Below are 17,360 nucleotides of genomic sequence, written 5' to 3'. Positions count from 1 at the left end.
CGTGCTGCCACCGAACGCGGCCGCCCCCGGTGAGCCTGTCCCGTCACCGGCCGTGGAACAGCGCCGCGTTGCGGGCCTCCGCCTCCTCGTAGCCGGCGGCCGCGGCGTCCAGCGCGGCCGTGATGGATTCCAGCGACGCCTCCACCGTCGCCTCCGTGGTGCGCCAGTCCGCCACCACGGACTGGAACAGGGTGGCGGCCTGTCCCGTCCAGGTGCCCTCGAGGGCCTGGAGCCCCGCATGCATGGCGGCGACCTCCGCCCGGATGCGTTCGACCGTTCCTCGTACCGCCGTGCTGTTGGCCTGCAGGGCCGCACTGTCGACCGTGAACACTGCCATGGTGATCCCGTCCTCTCCCGTCCGTACCGCTGAACCGATGCCCCGAGCGTAGGAGCGATCCACCTGCGCGGGACCTCGTCGGGGCGGCACTGTGGAGGACCGAGCCGTGGGCGGTCCCTGGGGAGGGAGAAACGGCGGCGCCCCCCGCGAGGCCGGGGAACCGGCGAACTCGGTGGGCGACACCCGAGGCGTCGAGCGCGGGACCGACGAACCCGTCAGCGGGAGCCGCGGCGCAGGGCCCGCCGGAGCCGGCCGGTGGCCGAGGGCGGCGTGACCGCGGTGCTCCCGGTCGCGGCGTCGCGCCCGCCGTCATGGTCGGCCGGGGAGGTGTCCTCGTCCGCGACGTCGTGCGCGGAGAACGGCAACCGGACGCTGAAGGTGGCGCCGCCTCCGTCGGTCTCGGAGAGGCGCACCGACCCGTCGTGCTGCGCGACGATGGCGGCGACGATCGCCAGGCCCAGGCCGCTGCCGCCGGTCTCCCGGGCGCGGGAGGTGTCGGCCCGGAAGAACCGCTCGAACACGCGGGCGGCGTCGGCGTCGGAGATGCCCGGCCCGTGATCGCGGATCTCGATCACCGAGTCCCACACCCCCCCGACCGTCTCGGCCGTGCCGACCGCGATGTCGATGGGGGAGCCCTCGGGCGTGTATCGCAGGGCGTTGGTCATCAGGTTGCCGACCACCTGCCGCAGCCGGCTCTCGTCGCCGAGTACCGGGGCGTTGCGCGGGGTGCCGCCGTCCAGCCCGATCACCGTGACCCGGCGGCCGGGGGCGTTGACCCGCGCGTCGACGGCCGCGTCGTTGCCCAGCAGCAACAGGTCGAGCGGGCGTTGCCGGGCCGGTCGCGCGTCGTCGATGCGGGCCAGGACGAGCAGGTCCTCGACCAGCTCGCTCATCCGGGTCGCCTCGCTCTCGATCCGACCCATCGCGGTGCCGACTTCCTCGCCCGTGCGCAGCCCCCCGTGCCGGTAGAACTCGGAGAACCCGCGGATGGTGACCAACGGGGTGCGCAGCTCGTGCGAGGCGTCGGAGACGAACCGGCGCATCGTGGCCTCGGACGCCTTCTGCGCCGCGAAGGCCGTCTCGATGTGGGCGAGCATCGCGTTCAGGGACCGGCTCAGCCGGCCCATCTCGGTCTGGGGACTGGCCGGTTCGAGGCGGCGGGACAGGTCCCCGGCGGCGATCGCCGCGGCCGTCCGTTCCACCTTCACCAGCGGCCGGAACGCCCGGGTCACCGCCAGGTACGCGACGGCGGAGGAGAGCGTGACGAGGGCGACGCCGAGCAGCAGGATCGGCCACGCGGCGGACTCCACCACCTCGTCGACCTCGTTCAGCGGCGTGGCGATCGCGACCGAGCCGTCGCCGGTCTGCAGCGCGCGCACGACGACCCGCCAGCCCGGACTGCCCGGCGTGGAGCCGGCCACGTTGAACCCGTCACCGGTGCGGCGCACCTCGTCGATCGACAGGCGCGGGATCTGCGGCACGTCCGCCGTGGCCGAGGTCCGCGACGTGCGGGTCACGGGGTCGCCGTCCGCGTCCATCTGCAGCCCGTAGAACCGGCTGAAGACCAGTTGGTTGAACGACGGCTCCGCGGTGCCCTGCTTCACCTGGTACAGGTACACCGACATGGGCTGGACGTAGTTGAGCAGATCGGAGTCCGTCCGCTGCACGAGCACGTTCTTCAGGGTGGTGACCGTCAGCGTGCCGAGCAGAGCGGTCACGACGACGATCAGCACGGACGTCATCGCGACCAGCTGCCCGCGCAGCGACGCGTTCTTCCACCGGTTCAGCACCGAGTGGCCACCCTACCGGCGGTCGGCGGTGCGCAACAGGTAGCCGACGCCCCGCTTGGTCTGGATCAGGGCGGGCACGTCGGGGTGGCGGTCGATCTTCCGGCGCAGGTAGGAGATGTAGGACTCGACGATCGAGGCGTCCCCGTTGAAGTCGTACTCCCACACGTGGTCGAGGATCTGCGCCTTGGAGAGCACCCGGTTCGGGTTGAGCATCAGGTAGCGCAGCAGCTTGAACTCGGTGGGGGAGAGCTCGATCACCTCGCCACCGCGTCGCACCTCGTGGGCGTCGTCGTCCAGCTCCAGGTCGTCGACGCGGATGACCGCCTCGTCGTCCAGCAGCGGCTGGGTGCGGCGCAGCACCGCGCGGATGCGGGCGACGACCTCGTCGAGGCTGAACGGCTTGGTGACGTAGTCGTCGCCGCCGACGGTCAGACCGGTGACCTTGTCCTCGGTGTCGTCCCGGGCGGTCAGGAACAGGACCGGGCAGTGCCGGCCGGAGGCCCGCAGCTTCCGGGTGACGGTGAACCCGTCCATGTCCGGCAGCATGACGTCGAGCACGACGAGGTCCGGGTTGTGGGTCTCTGCGGCGGTCAGCGCGTCCCGGCCGTTGCCGGCGGCGACGACGTCGAAACCGGCGAACCGCAGGGACGTGGACAGCAGCTCACGGATGTTCGGCTCGTCGTCGACGACGAGCAGCTTGGCTTCGGGCTGGGAGCTCTTCACGGGCACGATTCTCTCCACTTTCGCTGGGAATCGTCTGAACGCGCGGAGGAAGAGCGCTGAGGATGACCGTGGCGTCGTCGAGGTCCCCGGGTCACCGCGGTGGCGTCACGCCCGCCTCCCGCAGCTGTCGCTTCGCGATCTTGCCGGTGGGCGTGCGCGGAATGTCCGTCACGATCAGGACGTCCTCCGGAATCCACCAGCGCGCGACGCGGCCCTCGAGGTGGGAGCGGATCGCGGCCCCCGTGAGGCCGGCTCCCGGGCGCTCCACCACATAGGCGACCGGACGTTCACCCCAGGTCTCGTCGGGTCGCGCGACGACGGCCGCCTCCTCGACGCCGGGGTGCGTGAGGACGGCGTTCTCCAGTTCGGCCGACCCGATCCACTCGCCTCCGGACTTGATCAGGTCCTTCAACCGGTCCACCACGTGGACGCAGCCGTCCGGGTCGATGACGCCGACGTCGCCGGTGCGCAGCCACCCGTCGGCGGTGATGGTGTCCGTGGCGTCGACGCCCACGTACCCCGCGGCGACCGTGGGGCCGTTGATCTGCAGCTCCCCGGACGCGACGCCGTCGTGGGGGGCCAGGGTGCCGTCGGCCCGTGCCAGCCGGACGCCGACCAGGGGGCTGGGATACCCGGCCGCGCACAGGGCCGCCAGCCGCTCGGGCGGGGTTCCCCCGGCGGGCCGCACGTCCGTCCGTGCCGGTGTCCGGGCCGAGGTGACCAGGGGACTGGCCTCCGTCATGCCCCACGTCCCGACCAGGGGCACCCCCAACTCGTCCAGATACTGCCGCGCCAGCTCGAGCGGCAGGTGACCGCCCCCGTTGGCGAGTCGGCGCAGGGCGGCGAGGTCGCGACCGCGCAGGTGCGGCAACATACTCAGCCACACCGTGGTGACGGCGCCCGAGACGGTGACCCGCTCGTGCTCGACCAGATCGGCGAGGCGCCCGGGCGTCGCGGCGCGGCCCGGCAGCACGAGCGAGGCGCCGGCGAGGATGGCGGCGTAGGGCAGTCCCCAGGCGTTGGCGTGGAACATGGGCACGATGGGCATCACGACGTCGGCCTCGCCGAGCCCGAACGTGTCCGCGAACAGGAACGAGAGCGCGTGCAGGACGATCGAGCGGTGGTCGTAGAGCACGCCCTTCGGCCGACCCGTGGTGCCCGACGTGTAGCAGAGCGCCGCCGCGCTCCGCTCGTCCGGCACGCTCAGCGTCGCGGCGGGGGCGGCGCTCGCGATCAGCGCCTCGTAGTCGACGACGCGGGGGTCCCGCGGCAGCGCGGGGCCGGCGCCGTCGTCCATCACCACGATGTGCCGCACGGTCGGCAGACGGTCCACCAGCGGCCAGAGCGCGTCCAGCAGGGAACGATCGACGACGATCACGTCGTCCGCGGCGTCGTTGACGATGTACTCGATGTCCGCGGGAGCCAGCCGCTGGTTGATCGTGTGCAGCACCCGCCCGGCGCTCGGCACCGCGAGATAGAGCTCCAGGTGCCGCTGGCTGTTCCAGCCCAGGGTGGCCACCGGCGCCGAGGCGGGCACGGCGAGGGCGTCGAGCGCCCCGGCGAGTCTGCGCACCCGCTCGGCCACCTCGGCGAACGTGGCGACGGTGCGCCCCTCGACGGTCGACGTGACGACGGTCTTGCGGGCGAAGCGCTGCTCCAGGCGATCCACCAGCAGGGGCATGCTCAGCGGGTGGTCCTGCATCAGTCCGAGCACGGTGCTCACGCCTCCCCGCGCCGCACGTCGATCGGTTCGCGCGGGGCGTCCGGCTGCTCCTGCTCCGGCGCCGCCCCGCCGACCGGCGCGCGATCCTCCCGCCGCAGCGCGGCGACGAGCACCACGCTCAGCACCACGGAGATGGCCGAGACGGCGATCACGATGACGAAGCCCGACGCCGGGTCGCCCGTCGTCTGCTCCGCCAGACCGAACAGGTAGGGGCCGACGAACCCGCCGATCAGGCCGATCGTGTTGATGAACGCCAGACCGGCGGCGGCGACGACGCCGGACATGCGCGCCATGGCGATCGACCAGAACAGGGGCAGCGTGCCGAAGATGAAGAGCGCACCCACGGCGATCAGCACCACCCGCGCCACCGGGGCGTCGATCATCAGGTACCCGACGGACGTGACCAGGGTGCCCAGTGCGGACAGCCCCACCCACGTGGCCTCGTACCGGGCGCCGCGGACGAGTCGGGGCAGCACGAGCACGCCCACCGTCGCGCCGATGCCGACGCTGCCGGAGATCAGGCCGATCAGGAACGGGCTGCTGACGTCCATCCGCTCGATGATGGACGGCACGTTGAAGACCAGGCCGAGGCTGCTCACCTGGTTCAGGAAGTAGATGACGGCGATGACGAGGATGAAGGGGCGGCCGAAGGTGCGCCGGAGGTTGCCGCGGATGTGGGCGTCGTGCCGGTCGGGACGTCCGGCGCGCTCCGTCAGGACGTCGGCCTCCTCGGTGGTCAGCCAGCGCGCCCGGTGCGGTGTGGACGGCAGGAGGAACCAGACGATGACGCCGACGACCATGGTGACCAGCCCCTCGATGAGGAACATCCACTGCCAGCCGCGCAGGCCGTACAGGGTGTCCAGCTCCATCAGGGCACCGCCCAGGGGGCCGCCGATGATCAGGGCGACGGTGGGCGCGAGGTAGATCAGTCCCATCACGCGGGCGCGGTGCTCCTGCGCGAACCAGACGGTGACCATGTAGGCCAGGGCCGGGAACAGGCCCGCCTCGGCCGCCCCGAGCAGGAACCGCAGCACGTAGAACGAGACCTCGCCCTGCACGAACATCATCAGGGCGGAGAGCGCGCCCCAGGTCAGCGCGATCCGGGTGATCCACGCCCGGGCGCCGACGCGGTACATGACGAGATTGCTCGGCACCTCGAGGAAGGCGTAGCTGATGAAGAAGATGCCGGCGCCCAGCCCGAAGGCGGCGGCGCTGATCCCGACGTCGGCCGCGAGCTGCGTCTTGGCGAGGGAGACGTTGGTGCGGTCGATGTAGGACATGAAGTAGACGACGCAGATCAGCGGCAGCAGCTTCATCATCGCCGTGCGGGTGGCCCGCGCGTGGAGGGTGTCGGTGGGCAGCGGTGCGGTCATGGTGCACTCATCCTTGCTCGAGGGGTGGATTCGGGGGATCGGGCCGCGCGGTGCGGCTCAGGTGATCTCGAGGAGGCCGGCAGCGCCCATGCCGCCGCCCACGCACATGGTGACGACGGCGTACCGGGCGCCCCGGCGGCGGCCCTCCAGGAGGGCGTGGCCGACCAGCCGGGCGCCGCTCATTCCGTACGGATGGCCGATCGCGATGGCACCGCCGTTGACGTTGAGCCGGTCCGGGTCGATGCCCAGCCGGTCGCGGCAGTACACCGCCTGGGAGGCGAAGGCCTCGTTCAGCTCCCACAGGTCGATGTCCGCCACGGTCAGGCCGTGCCGGTCGAGCAGCCGGGGGACGGCCGCGACGGGGCCGATGCCCATCTCGTCCGGCTCGCAGCCGGTCACCGCCGTCCCGCGGTAGATCCCGAGGACGTCCAGGCCGCGGTCGCGCGCGGCCCCGGCCTCCATCAGCACGGACGCCGACGCGCCGTCGGAGAGCTGGGAGGCGTTGCCCGCGGTCACCGTGGACGTGCGGGACGCCCGTCCGTCCGGCAGCACCGGTCGCAGGGCGCCCAGGCCGTCGAGCGTGGTCGCGGGGCGATTGCCCTCGTCGCGCCCGAGCACGCCGCGGCGGCCGTTCTCGTCCGGCGCTGCCTCGGCGTCGAGCGGCGTCACGGGCAGGGGCACGATCTCGTCGTCGAACAGCCCGGCCTCCTGAGCCCGCGCCGTGCGTCGCTGGGAGAGCAGCGCGAACTCGTCCTGCTGGTCCCGGCCGACCCCGTAGCGCTCGGCGACGATCTCCGCCGTCTCGAGCATGGAGAGGTAGAGCGAGGGGCGGCGCTCCCGCAGCCAGGCATCCTCGGCGCGGTACCGGTTCCGGTGCTCGTTCTGCACGAGGGAGATCGATTCGACGCCGCCCGCGACGGCGGTGGTCATGCCGCCGCCGACGATCTGGTGGGCGGCGGTGGCGATGGCCATCAGCCCGGACGCGCACTGCCGATCCATGGTCATGCCGGGGACGGAGGACGGCAGGCCGGCGCGGAGGGCCGACTGCCGGGCCACGTTGAACCCGGTGCTGCCCTCGGGCATGGCGCACCCGAGCACGACGTCCTCGATCTCGCCCGGCTCCACGCCCGCCCGGTCGACGGCCGCCGTGATCGCGTGCGCGGCCAGGGCCGGCCCGGACACGTCCGCCAGGGCGCCCCGGTACGCCCGTCCGATCGGGGTCCGTGCGGTGGCGACGATCGCCGCCTCCCTCACGACCGTGCCGCCGTCGGCTCGGCGTCCCGCTGGACGAGGTCGAGGTAGCGCCGGGTCTGTTCGAACGCGCTGCCGGTGACCACGGACTCCGTCATGTCGCTGATCCGCTCCCACTGCGCGGCGATGTCCTCGGGGGTGCGGCGGTCGGCCGGCAGGTGGAGGCCGCGCGACTCCTCCATCCGGGCGACGGCGAAGACGCCGGCACCGGCGGCGAGGATCGTCTTGGTGGGCGCGTCCGGGGAGACGAGGAAGACCGCGCCGGGGGAGACCGTCTCCGGGGCGAGGCGGGCGAGCTCGTCGGGTTCGAGCAGATCCTCGGTCATCCGCGTGGCGGCGGTCGGGGCCAGCGCGTTGACCCGGATCCCCCGGGTCCGGCCCTCGATGGCCAGGACGTTCATCAGGCCCACGACCGCGGCCTTCGCCGCCCCGTAGTTGGCCTGGCCGAAGTTGCCGTAGATGCCGGAGGCGGACGTGGTCATCAGGATCCGGCCGTAGCCCCGCTCGACCATGTGGGGCCACACCGCCCGGGAGCAGTGCACCGACCCCATCAGGTGGACGTCGACGACCTGCCGGAAGTCGGCGAGGTCGGACTTGGCGAAGGACTTGTCCCGGAGGATGCCGGCGTTGTTGATCAGGATGTCGACGCGGCCCCACGCCTCGACGGTGCGGGCCACCATCGACTCGACCGCATCGGCGTCGGCGACGTCGCACCGCTCCAGGACGGCCTGCCCGCCGGCCGCCTCGATCTCGGCGACGACGCCGGCGCCCGGGGATCCGGCGGCCGGCCCGGCGTCGATGTCGTTGACGACGACGCGGGCGCCGCGCTCGGCGAGGGCCAGCGCGTGCGCGCGTCCGAGCCCGGTGCCGGCACCGGTGACGAGGGCCACCTGTCCGTCGAGGGTGATGGTCATGGAAGAGCTCCCGTCGTCGACATACTACCGAGTATCACTGTAAGCCATGTCACAGCGGTGTCAAGACGGCGGGGTGGGGGGTGCCATGATGTGAGGACTCGTCGATGGAGGGCATGTGATCAGGACCGCCGGCACCGACCCGGACATCCGGGTCCGGCTGCTCGACGCGGCGGCGGCGGCGTTCACCCGGCGCGGCTTCGCCCAGACCACGATCGACGACATCGCGCTCGCGGTGGGCGGGACCAAGGGCCTCGTGTACTACCACTTCCGCTCGAAGTTCGACGTGTTCCTGGCGGTCTACGACCGCGGCGTGGCCATGGTGCGCGAAGCGGTGGATCCCCTGGCGGACGCGCCCGGTTCCGGGCTGGAGCGCCTGCGTCCGATGGCGACGGCCCACGTGATGAATCTGATGGAGAACTTCCCGTACCACAGCGTGGTGCACCAGGGGGTGCGGGATCAGTCCTCGGAATCACTGACGGTCGGCCAGCGGGACGCCCTGGTGGGGCTCAACCGGAGCCGCGAGGAGTACGAGCTCATGTTCCGTCGCGTCATCGCCGAGGGCATCGCCGACGGCTCCCTCCGCCCTGTGGACGCCGCGCTGGCGGCACGCGTGTTGCTGAGCAGCCTGAACGCCGTCGACCTGTGGTTCCGGCAACGGCAGCAGTCGGAGGACAGCCTCCGGGCGATGGCCGGCGACGTCGTCGACCTGATCATCGGCGGTATCACCGCCTGAGCGGCGCGGCGCACCGGCGGGCCGCCCGCACCTACCGGTCGGTGGGCACGTCCCCGGCGTCGACGATCTCGTACGAGTAGCCCTGCTCGGCCAGGAAGCGCTGCCGGCGGGCGGCGTACTCCTGGTCGACGGTGTCGCGGGCGACGACGGTGTAGAAGTGCGCCGCCCGGCCGTCGGCCTTGGGGCGGAGCAGGCGGCCGAGCCGCTGCGCCTCCTCCTGCCGGGAGCCGAACGCGCCGGACACCTGGATGGCGACGGTGGCCTCGGGCAGGTCGAGGGAGAAGTTGGCCACCTTGGAGACGACGAGCGTGCGTCGCTGCCCGGAGCGGAACTCGTCGAACAGGCGCTGCCGGACGGCCACCGACGTCGTGCCCTTGATCACCGGTGCGTCCAGCCGGTCGCCGAGCTCGTCCAGCTGGTCGAGGTACTGGCCGATGACGAGGGTCTGCTCCCCGGCGTGGTGCCGGGCGATCGCCTCGATCACGCTCAGCTTCGTCTCGCTGGTGGCGCCGAGGCGGTACTTGTCGGCGTCGTCGGCCATCGCGTAGGCCATCCGCTCGTCGCGGGGCAGGTCGACGCGGACCTCGACGCACACGGCCGGCGCGATGTAGCCCTGCGCCTCGATGTCCTTCCAGGGGGCGTCGTACCGCTTGGGCCCGATCAGGGAGAACACCTCGCCCTCGCGCCCGTCCTCCCGCACCAGCGTGGCCGTCAGGCCCAGCCGGCGGCGGGCCTGCAGGTCGGCGGTCAGCTTGAAGATCGGCGCGGGCAGCAGGTGCACCTCGTCGTAGATGATCAGGCCCCAGTCGTTCTCGTTCACCAGTTCCAGGTGCGGGTACAGGCCGCCTCGCTTCGTGGTGAGCACCTGGTAGGTGGCGATGGTGACGGGGCGGACCTCCTTGACGGCCCCCGAGTACTCGCCGATCTCGGCCTCGGTCAGGGTGGTGCGGCGCAGCAGCTCGTCCTTCCACTGCCGGGCCGCGACGGTGTTGGTGACGAGGATCAGGGTGGTGGTGCACCCGACGGCCATCGCGCCGGCGCCGACGAGGGTCTTGCCGGCGCCGCAGGGCAGGACGACGACGCCGGACCCGCCCGCCCAGAAGTTCTCGATCGCCTGCTGCTGGTAGGGCCGCAGGGACCAGTCCGTCTCGTCCAGACCGATGAGGTGGGGGGTGCCGTCGACGTAGCCGGCCCGGTCCTCGGCCGGCCAACCCAGCCGCAGCAGCGCCTGCTTCAGGGCGCCGCGCTGCGAGGAGTGGACGACGACCGTCTCCCCGTCGATCCGCGGACCGAGCAGGGGCTCGATCTTCGGGGCGTGCAGGATCTCCTCGAGCACCGGGTAGTCGTCGCCGCGCAGCACGAGTCCGTGCAGCTCGTCCTGCTCCAGCACCACGCGGCCGTAGCGCGACATCGTGTCCTCGATGTCCACGAGCAGGGCGTGCGGGACGGGGAACCGGGAGTAGCGCAGCAGGGTGTCGAGGACCTGCTCGGCGTCCAGGCCCGCCGACCGGGCGTTCCACAGGCCGATCGGGGTGAGCCGGTAGGTGTGCATGTGCTCGGGCGCCCGCTCCAGCTCGGCGAAGGGGGCGATGGCGTGCCGCGCCTCGTCGGCCAGCTCGTGGTCGACCTCCAGCAGGATGGTCTTGTCGCTCTGGACGATCAGGGGGCCGGTGCTCACGGGCGGTACCTCGGGGTGGACGACGGGTCGGCGGTCGGGCCGGGGACGGTCATGCCGGCAGCACCTCGACGATGCGGGGCAGGCTGATCACCCGTTCGGCGTCGCGGTGCGGGTCGAAGGCGCGCAGTCGACCCCCGGTGACCGAGAGGGGAACGAGGACGTCGCGGCGTTGATTCCCGGTCGCGTCCACGGTGACGACGGTCAGCGCCTGCCCGTCGCGGGTGGCGGCACGGATCAGGTGCAGGTCGAGCAGCGTCGCCGTCTCCGGATCGGGCCGGCCCGGCCGGGGCGGGTCCGCGGCACGACGACGCAGCGCCGCGACGAACTCGGCCGCCGCGGACGCCGGTTCCGGCTCGGAGTCCGGTTCCGCCTCGGGACCGGGCGCGGGATCGCCGGCGGGACCCGTACCCGCATCCTCGGGCGGGAGTGTGCCCTCCCGGGTGGAGTGGACGCCGGCCCGCGCGAGTTCGGCGCGCAGCGATTCGGGGGCGAGGGCGGACACCGCCACGGTGGGCGCCAGGCGGCGCAGCCTGAGCCGGTCCGTGCCGGGCCCGTCGGCGAGGGCGAGCAGCGCGTCCAGCTCCGCGGGGTCGGTCACGCTGACGTAGCCGGCCGCGGCACCGATCCGAACCCGACCGCTGCGGGCCGCCGTGTCCTCGACGAGGTACACCAGCGGCTGGGGCAACGGGCCGGGGCTGAGCCGGCGCAGGCGAGCCAGGAGTGCGGGCGCGTCCTGCCCGCCGTCGAGCGCCCGTTGCACCGACGCGGCGGAGAACCGGTACTGCTCGGCGGGGCCGCGGCCTTCGCGGTCCGCCATGCTCGCCAGCGTCCGCGCGGCCTCCCGGCTCAACGGTCCCGGCGCGACGGCGGTCAGGTCCGCCTGGAGCAGGACCGTCTCGACCGGTGGCGGCAGGACGGCCCCGAGCCGGGCGGTCGCCCCGGCGTCGTCACCGACGGCAATCCGTTCCCCGGCGCCGGTCAACGCGGACGCGCCCGTCAGACCCAGCATCCGCGCCTCGGTCAGGACGGCAGGCACCAGGGGCAGCAGGCGGGCGGAGGACCGCGGCCACCGCCACGCCACGCGCTCCCGGAGGACGTCGTCGGTGAGTGCCGCCCCGGGCCGCTCCGTGGCGAGGTCGGCCAGGGTGGTCAGCAGCCGCTCACGCGCCGCGGCCGCGTCCGGTCGACCCGCCTCGGCGGACAGCGGGGCGACGGTGGCGCCGTCCGGGCGGGTGGTGCCGGCGAGGGCGGGCACCCGGCGCGACGCGCGCCAGGCCGCGGCCAGCAGGGTCCACTGCTCGGCCCGGGGCGCGTCCAGCCAGGCCGGGGCGGTCACGGCGCGGTGCTCGGGGTGGCTCTCGTCCGGCACGAGCAGGCCGATGACGGCGGCGAGCTCGATCAGCACGCCGGCCGCGGCCTCGTCGACACCGAGTGTCCGCGCGACCCGCCGCAGCTCGCGCACCCCGACACCGCCGGCACGCAGCGTGGCCAGGGGCCGTCGGTCGGTCTCCTCGTGCAGGACGGTGAGCAGACGCAGGCACTCGCCGATCGCGGCGAGGGCGGCGTTGTCGCGCACGGCGTCCGGCACCCGGGCACCGTCGGCGGACGGAGGGTCCAGGGGCAGCCGCGGATGGACCGCACCGTGGCGCGCCGCCAGTCCGGCCTCCCGGGGCAGCTCGACGTGGTCCCCGCCGATCGGCACGAGGATCCCGTGATGCAGCAGCCAGGCGACCGGGTCGCTCGGGTCGGTGTCGGCCGGCCCGGGCGGTCGGGTGGCGTTCCGCAGTTCGGCCACCGGGGTGGACCGGAAGCGGTCGAGCAGCTCGGCGGTGCCGGCGGGGGCGGTGGCGAGCAGGGCACGCAGGTCGGCGACGGCGGTGGGGCCGCCGGCGACGCGGGCGGCCGGGACCCGCTGCCGGATGGCGGTGGCCGCGGGGGAGCCGGCGACGAGGCGAGCGAGGCTGCGGCCGAGGCCCGCCGGGTGCAGGCCGAGGGCGTCGGTGAGGGCGCTCGCGGGGCGGACCGCGGCGGAGCCGGCACCGGTGGTGCTCAGCAGGCGGAGGGCGGAGAGGTCGGCGATCAGGGCGGTGAGGACGGCGGTGGGCACGCCGGGCAGTGCCGCGGCGAGGGTCTCGCTGGTGACGGGGGCGCCGTCGCCCAGCTCCGCGAGCACGACGGTGGCCTCGAGTACGCCCAGGTGCGGCCGGTCGAGCGTCTCGAGGGCGCGCTGCAGCGAGAGCCGGGACAGGGCGCGTGCGGCCAGGGCCGCGATGTCCGACGCGCCGGCCAGCAGATCGGGCCTGGCCTCGAGCAGCCGGATCAGGTCCGGGTCGGAGGACGCCGCGAGGTCGGCGGCGAGGTCGGTGACCTCGCTCACGGGCGGCCGCGCCTCCCGGCGGTGCTGCGACGGCCGCGGATCGCGTCGATCACGAGGCCCACGGCGGCCAGGAAGGCGAGCGGCATGCCGATCATCGCGATCCCCACCAGGCCGGCCCACGGGCGGGCGCCGACCATGGTGGTGAGCAGAACGGCGAGCAGGGCCGCGACGGAGACGAGCGCGATGACGGCCGCGGCGATCGCCAGGCCGTGGCGGGCTCGTCGGGGCGGTGCCGCCGTGGCGGTCGGGGTCGGCGTCGTCCCGCGCGCCGGGGTACGCGAGGACATGCCCGTAACGCTACCAGCGGACGGCTGCGGCGCTGTCGGCGGCAGCGGCTAACCTAGGGGGAACAGACTTTCCGGCGGGCCGTCCGCCGGCGGGCCGGCTCGGGGACGCATCCCCGGCCGGCCGCGGACCATGACCGGTTCGCGGACCCGCCGCCTCGCGGCCGCCCGGGTCGGGGCGCGCGGCGTCCCGGTGGTGACGATCGGGCGTGCGGGGGACGCGCGCCGAAGGAGTGAGGTAGACGTGCCGTTCGGCAAGGTGAAGTGGTTCGATGCGGACCGCGGTTTCGGGTTCCTGTCCACCGATGACGGGCGGGAGGTGTTCCTGCACGCCTCGGCCCTGCCGGCGGACCACAAGGAGGTCAAGCCGGGCACCCGGATGGAGTTCGGCATCGCCGACGGCAAGCGCGGGGCGCAGGCCCTGTCGGTCCGGGTCGTGGACGCCCCGCCGTCGGTGGCCCGGGCCGCACGCAAGCCGGCCGAGGACATGGCCGCGATCACCGAGGACCTGATCAAGGTGCTGGACCAGGTGTCCAACGGGCTGCGCCGCGGCCGGTACCCCGAGAAGGGGTCCGCCACCAAGGTCGCTTCCCTCCTGCGCCGCGTCGCTGACGATCTCGATGCCTGAGTCCTCGACGACCGAGCCCACCGAGCCGGAGACGGCCGGGGCCGCGACCACCGAGTCCACCGAACCCGTCGAGCCGGAGACGACCCTGCCGGAGGATGCCCCGGTGGAGGATGCCCCGGTGGACGGTGCCGGCACGGACGTGCCCGCCGCACGACCGGTGCGACGCCGTGCCGCGCGTCCCGACGCCGTCCTGATCGCAGCGCGGGACGTCGCCCGCGCCGCGCTGGCGGACATCGCCCGGGACGAGCAGCTCGGCGAACACGCCGGGACGACCGTCGACGGTGAACGCCTCGTCACCCACTCCTTCGCCTCCGTGCTGCCCGGCTACCAGGGCTGGAACTGGTTCGTCGTGCTCGCCCGTGTCCCGCGTTCCCGCGCCGTGACGGTGTGCGAGATCGGGCTCGCGCCGGGGCAGGGAGCCCTGCTGGCGCCCCCGTGGATCCCGTGGGCGGACCGGTTGCGCCCCGAGGACCACGAGGTCGAGGGGCAGCAGCCCGACGACACCGATGCCACGGCGGCCCAGCAGCCCGACGACGCCGCGGCCAGCGACGCCGCCGCCGACACCTCCGCCGCGCAGCCCCCGGTCGAGGAGGGCCCGTCCGAGGAGACCCGGTCCGAAGGCACCCCGACGCCGGACGGGGAGGCGGACGCCGCGATCGCCGCGGACGACGCCGAGATCGTCGACGACGACGCCACCCTGCTCTCCCGGCCCGAGGCGGACGGCCGGGAGCTGCCGGGCGAGGAGGACGACGAGCCGGAACCGGACTTGTCCGCCGAGGCCGAGGGCGTCCGCACCGAGGAGGACACCGAGGACGCCGTCGCCGACGGGGCCGAGGAGGCCACCGAAGCGTGAGGTCCACGTTCCGATCGCTCCAGTTCCTCAACTTCCGGCTCTGGTGCATCGGCGCGCTCGTCTCCAACATCGGCACCTGGATGCAGCGGACCGCCCAGGACTGGCTGGTCTACAACGAGCTGACCCACCAGGACGCCACCGCCATGGGCATCGTGATGGCGCTGCAGTTCGGCCCGCAGCTGCTGCTCGCCCCCGTCTCGGGCGTGCTCGCGGATCGGATGAACCGCCGCCACCTGCTGATCGGCACGCAGGCGGCCATGGCCGTGCTCGCCGTCGGTCTGGGAACCATGGTCATCACCGGCACGGCCGACCTCTGGCACGTATACGCCTTCGCGCTCGGCCTCGGCATCGTCGCCACGCTGGACGGGCCCGCCCGGCAGACGGTCGTCTCCGAACTGGTCCGTGACGAGTTCGTGCCGAACGCCGTCGCGCTGAACAGCATGTCTTTCAACGTCGCGCGGATGATCGGGCCCGCCGTCGCCGGCCTGCTGGTCGCCGCCATCGGTTCCGGCTGGGTGTTCCTGCTCAACGCCATCAGCTTCGCCGTCATGATCGGCGCGATCCTGGCGCTGCGGACGGACCAGCTGCGGGTGCTGCCACGGGCGAAGGCCGGGCGCGGCCTGATCCGGGAAGGCTTCCGCTACGTGCGGGGCCGCGGCGACATCATCGCCGTCCTGACCGCCATCTTCCTCATCGGCACGTTCGGGCTGAACTTCGCCGTCTTCATCGCCGGCATGGCGCGCACCCAGTTCGGGCTGCAGGCCGACGGGTTCGGCGTCCTCTCCTCCGTGATGGCGATCGGCTCGGTGGTGGGCACGCTCGCCTCCGCCCGGCGCGAACGACCGCGCCTGCGCTTCATCTTCGGTGCCGGCGGCCTGTTCGGGGTGGCGTGCGTGCTGGCCGCGCTCGCGCCGAACCCGGTGCTGTTCGGCGGCGCCCTCATCCTCTGCGGGTTGACGGCCCTGACGGTGATGACGTCGGCCAACGCCTACGTGCAGACGACCACCGAACCGGCCCTGCGCGGCCGGGTGATGGCCCTCTACTTCGCCATCTTCATGGGCGGCACCCCGCTGGGGGCGCCGGTCGTCGGGTGGATCTCCGACAGCTTCGGGCCCCCGTGGGCCCTGGTCGCCGGTGCCGCCTCCGGGGTCGGCGCCGCCGTCGTGGGGCTGGTCTGGTACTGGCGCAGCCAGCACCTGCGGCTCGCGTTCGACCGCACGTCCCGGTTCCACGTGACCATCCACGGCTGACCCGCCCCCGGAAGACCTGGCGCAGGGGGAGTGGGGGTGACGGGGCGGTCAGTCGGCCAGGTGGCCGAGCACCCAGTCGATGCAGCGGATCAGCGCGGAGACGTCCTCGGGGTCGATGGCGACGAAGGTGGCCACGCGCAACTGGTTGCGCCCGAGCTTGCGATAGGGCTCCACGTCGACGACCCCGTTGGCGCGCAGGACGGCGGCGATCCGCGCCGCGTCCACCGACTCGTCGATGTCGATGGTGACGATGACGGTGGACCGGTCCTCCGGGCGCTGGACGTACGGCTGCGCGACGTCGCTCGCCTCGGCCCAGCGGTAGAGCCGCGACGCGGAGTCCGCCGTCCGCTCGGCCGCCCAGGCCAGCCCGCCCTGGCCGAGCATCCACTGCACCTGGGCGTCCATGCTGACCAGCGTCATCAGGGCCGGGGTGTTGTACGTCTGGTTCTTCCGGGAGTTGTCGATCGCCGTCGGCAGCGAGAAGAAGTCGGGGATCCAGCGGTCCGACGCCGCGATCCGCTCGGCCCGCTCCAGCGCGGCGGGGGAGAAGAGGCCGAACCACAGGCCGCCGTCGGACGCGAAGTTCTTCTGCGGGGAGAAGTAGTAGACGTCGCTCTGCGCGACGTCGACGGCGAGCCCGCCCGCCGCCGACGTGCCGTCGATGAGCACGAGCGACCCCGGGTCCGCTCCCGCCACGCGCTGCACGGGCGCGGCGACGCCGGTGGAGGTCTCGTTGTGGGCCCACGCGTAGACGTCGACGCCGGCCTCGGCGGTCGGCTCCGGGCGGGTCCCGGTGGGCGCGGTGACGATGGAGGACGCGGCCAGGAACGGGGCCCGGTCCGTCGCGGCGGCGAACTTGGCGCTGAACTCGCCGAAGCTGAGGTGTTGCGCGCGGGAGTCGACGAGGCCGAACGCCGCGATGTCCCAGAACGCCGTGGCGCCGCCCAGGCCGAGCACCACCTCGTAGCCCTCCGGCAGCGAGAAGAGATCGGCCAGCCCCTCGCGCAGCCGCCCCACGAGGTCCTTGACCGGGGCCTGGCGGTGGGACGTGCCGAGCACGCGGGGCGAGGCCGCGGCGACCGCCGCGAGCTGCTCGGGCCGGACCTTGGACGGGCCGGCGCCGAAGCGTCCGTCGGCGGGCAGGAGGTCGGCGGGGATGGTCGGCTCAGTCACGGGGCAGGCTCATTTCGCGTCGGGGAACGGACGGGACGGCGTGCGCCCATTGTTCCCCAGGGGAGGGGCCGCGCCCCAGCCGGGCGCCGTCACACACCGCCCCGCAGCCGTCGCGGCCACGGCCGGGCAGACCCCGCCGCCGGTCCCGCTCGCCCGGTCCGGCGCCGGCCGCTGTGTCTAGAATGGCAAGCGTCCTTCCGGAGGCCCCGGGCCCGTGCCGTGCCTGGCGCATGGCCGCGCGGCCACCTCGCACCGAGAGGGACGGGACCGATA

The 17,360-nt window shown here is 73.6% G+C and carries 15 protein-coding genes; 4 read left to right on the top strand and 11 right to left on the bottom strand.

What is annotated here, in order from left to right:
* Window positions 1-43: 43 nt before the first annotated feature.
* The 7 genes from IEX22_RS07905 to IEX22_RS07875 form a co-directional block, all read right to left on the bottom strand.
* Entirely contained in the window at window positions 44-337 is a 294-nt protein-coding gene (locus IEX22_RS07905) for a WXG100 family type VII secretion target (protein ID WP_188667795.1), read from the bottom strand.
* Between the two features lie 215 nt (window positions 338-552).
* Entirely contained in the window at window positions 553-2,127 is a 1,575-nt protein-coding gene (locus IEX22_RS07900; protein ID WP_188667794.1) for a sensor histidine kinase, read from the bottom strand.
* A 12-nt stretch (window positions 2,128-2,139) separates the two neighbouring features.
* Window positions 2,140-2,850, bottom strand: a complete 711-nt coding sequence (locus IEX22_RS07895) for a response regulator transcription factor (RefSeq protein ID WP_188667793.1) — start codon at window positions 2,848-2,850, stop codon at window positions 2,140-2,142.
* A 91-nt stretch (window positions 2,851-2,941) separates the two neighbouring features.
* Window positions 2,942-4,573: a long-chain-fatty-acid--CoA ligase gene (locus IEX22_RS07890; RefSeq protein ID WP_229659862.1), complete on the bottom strand. Its 1,632-nt coding sequence runs from the start codon at window positions 4,571-4,573 to the stop codon at window positions 2,942-2,944.
* A complete protein-coding gene (locus IEX22_RS07885; RefSeq protein WP_229659861.1) occupies window positions 4,570-5,946 on the bottom strand; it encodes an MFS transporter in 1,377 nt (458 codons plus the stop codon). Before IEX22_RS07885 ends, IEX22_RS07890 begins: the two co-directional genes overlap by 4 nt.
* Before the next feature lie 57 nt (window positions 5,947-6,003).
* The gene (locus IEX22_RS07880) at window positions 6,004-7,200 is read right to left on the bottom strand and encodes an acetyl-CoA C-acyltransferase (protein ID WP_188667792.1); all 1,197 of its coding nucleotides are present in this window, start codon (window positions 7,198-7,200) and stop codon (window positions 6,004-6,006) included.
* The gene (locus IEX22_RS07875; protein WP_188667791.1) at window positions 7,197-8,111 is read right to left on the bottom strand and encodes an SDR family NAD(P)-dependent oxidoreductase; all 915 of its coding nucleotides are present in this window, start codon (window positions 8,109-8,111) and stop codon (window positions 7,197-7,199) included. The genes IEX22_RS07880 and IEX22_RS07875 overlap by 4 nt, the downstream gene beginning before the upstream one ends.
* A gap of 115 nt (window positions 8,112-8,226) precedes the next feature.
* On the opposite strand from IEX22_RS07875, the gene IEX22_RS07870 reads away from it, so the two are divergent.
* A complete protein-coding gene (locus IEX22_RS07870) occupies window positions 8,227-8,844 on the top strand; it encodes a TetR-type transcription factor C-terminal domain-containing protein (protein ID WP_188667790.1) in 618 nt (205 codons plus the stop codon).
* Between the two features lie 31 nt (window positions 8,845-8,875).
* Here IEX22_RS07870 and IEX22_RS07865 read toward each other — a convergent pair whose 3' ends face one another.
* Genes IEX22_RS07865 through IEX22_RS07855 form a run of 3 tightly spaced genes read right to left on the bottom strand, consistent with a single transcriptional unit; the run spans window position 8,876 to window position 13,186 of the window.
* On the bottom strand, window positions 8,876-10,522 hold the full coding sequence (locus IEX22_RS07865) for a DNA repair helicase XPB (RefSeq protein WP_188667789.1): 1,647 nt from the start codon (window positions 10,520-10,522) through the stop codon (window positions 8,876-8,878).
* Window positions 10,523-10,571: 49 nt separating this feature from the next.
* Window positions 10,572-12,899, bottom strand: coding sequence for a helicase-associated domain-containing protein (locus IEX22_RS07860; protein ID WP_188667788.1), 2,328 nt, complete (start codon window positions 12,897-12,899; stop codon window positions 10,572-10,574).
* Window positions 12,896-13,186 carry a hypothetical protein gene (locus IEX22_RS07855; protein ID WP_188667787.1) on the bottom strand — a complete coding sequence of 97 codons (291 nt, stop codon included), beginning with the start codon at window positions 13,184-13,186 and terminating at the stop codon, window positions 12,896-12,898. Before IEX22_RS07855 ends, IEX22_RS07860 begins: the two co-directional genes overlap by 4 nt.
* A 241-nt stretch (window positions 13,187-13,427) precedes the next feature.
* Between IEX22_RS07855 and IEX22_RS07850 the strand changes: the two genes are divergently transcribed.
* Genes IEX22_RS07850 through IEX22_RS07840 form a run of 3 tightly spaced genes read left to right on the top strand, consistent with a single transcriptional unit; the run spans window position 13,428 to window position 15,914 of the window.
* Window positions 13,428-13,811, top strand: a complete 384-nt coding sequence (locus IEX22_RS07850) for a cold-shock protein (RefSeq protein ID WP_188667786.1) — start codon at window positions 13,428-13,430, stop codon at window positions 13,809-13,811.
* Window positions 13,804-14,664, top strand: coding sequence for a DUF3027 domain-containing protein (locus IEX22_RS07845; RefSeq protein WP_188667785.1), 861 nt, complete (start codon window positions 13,804-13,806; stop codon window positions 14,662-14,664). The genes IEX22_RS07850 and IEX22_RS07845 overlap by 8 nt, the downstream gene beginning before the upstream one ends.
* Window positions 14,661-15,914, top strand: a complete 1,254-nt coding sequence (locus IEX22_RS07840; RefSeq protein ID WP_188667784.1) for an MFS transporter — start codon at window positions 14,661-14,663, stop codon at window positions 15,912-15,914. The genes IEX22_RS07845 and IEX22_RS07840 overlap by 4 nt, the downstream gene beginning before the upstream one ends.
* Window positions 15,915-15,962: 48 nt before the next feature.
* Here the strand turns inward: IEX22_RS07840 and serC are convergent, their stop codons facing one another.
* Window positions 15,963-17,087: a phosphoserine transaminase gene (gene serC / locus IEX22_RS07835; RefSeq protein ID WP_188667783.1), complete on the bottom strand. Its 1,125-nt coding sequence runs from the start codon at window positions 17,085-17,087 to the stop codon at window positions 15,963-15,965.
* Between the last annotated feature and the right edge of the window lie 273 nt (window positions 17,088-17,360).

It is taken from the genome of Tersicoccus solisilvae, from assembly GCF_014643255.1.
In the GTDB taxonomy this organism is placed as follows: domain Bacteria; phylum Actinomycetota; class Actinomycetes; order Actinomycetales; family Micrococcaceae; genus Tersicoccus; species Tersicoccus solisilvae.
This window is presented reverse-complemented; position numbering and strand designations above follow the sequence as displayed.

Bases quoted from the DNA above. Each gene is read 5' to 3' on its own strand.
- IEX22_RS07905 (WP_188667795.1), bottom strand. From the start codon at position 337: ATGGCAGTGTTCACGGTCGACAGTGCGGCCCTGCAGGCCAACAGCACG.
- IEX22_RS07885 (WP_229659861.1), bottom strand. From the start codon at position 5,946: ATGACCGCACCGCTGCCCACCGACACCCTCCACGCGCGGGCCACCCGC.
- IEX22_RS07875 (WP_188667791.1), bottom strand. From the start codon at position 8,111: ATGACCATCACCCTCGACGGACAGGTGGCCCTCGTCACCGGTGCCGGC.
- IEX22_RS07855 (WP_188667787.1), bottom strand. From the start codon at position 13,186: ATGTCCTCGCGTACCCCGGCGCGCGGGACGACGCCGACCCCGACCGCC.
- IEX22_RS07845 (WP_188667785.1), top strand. From the start codon at position 13,804: ATGCCTGAGTCCTCGACGACCGAGCCCACCGAGCCGGAGACGGCCGGG.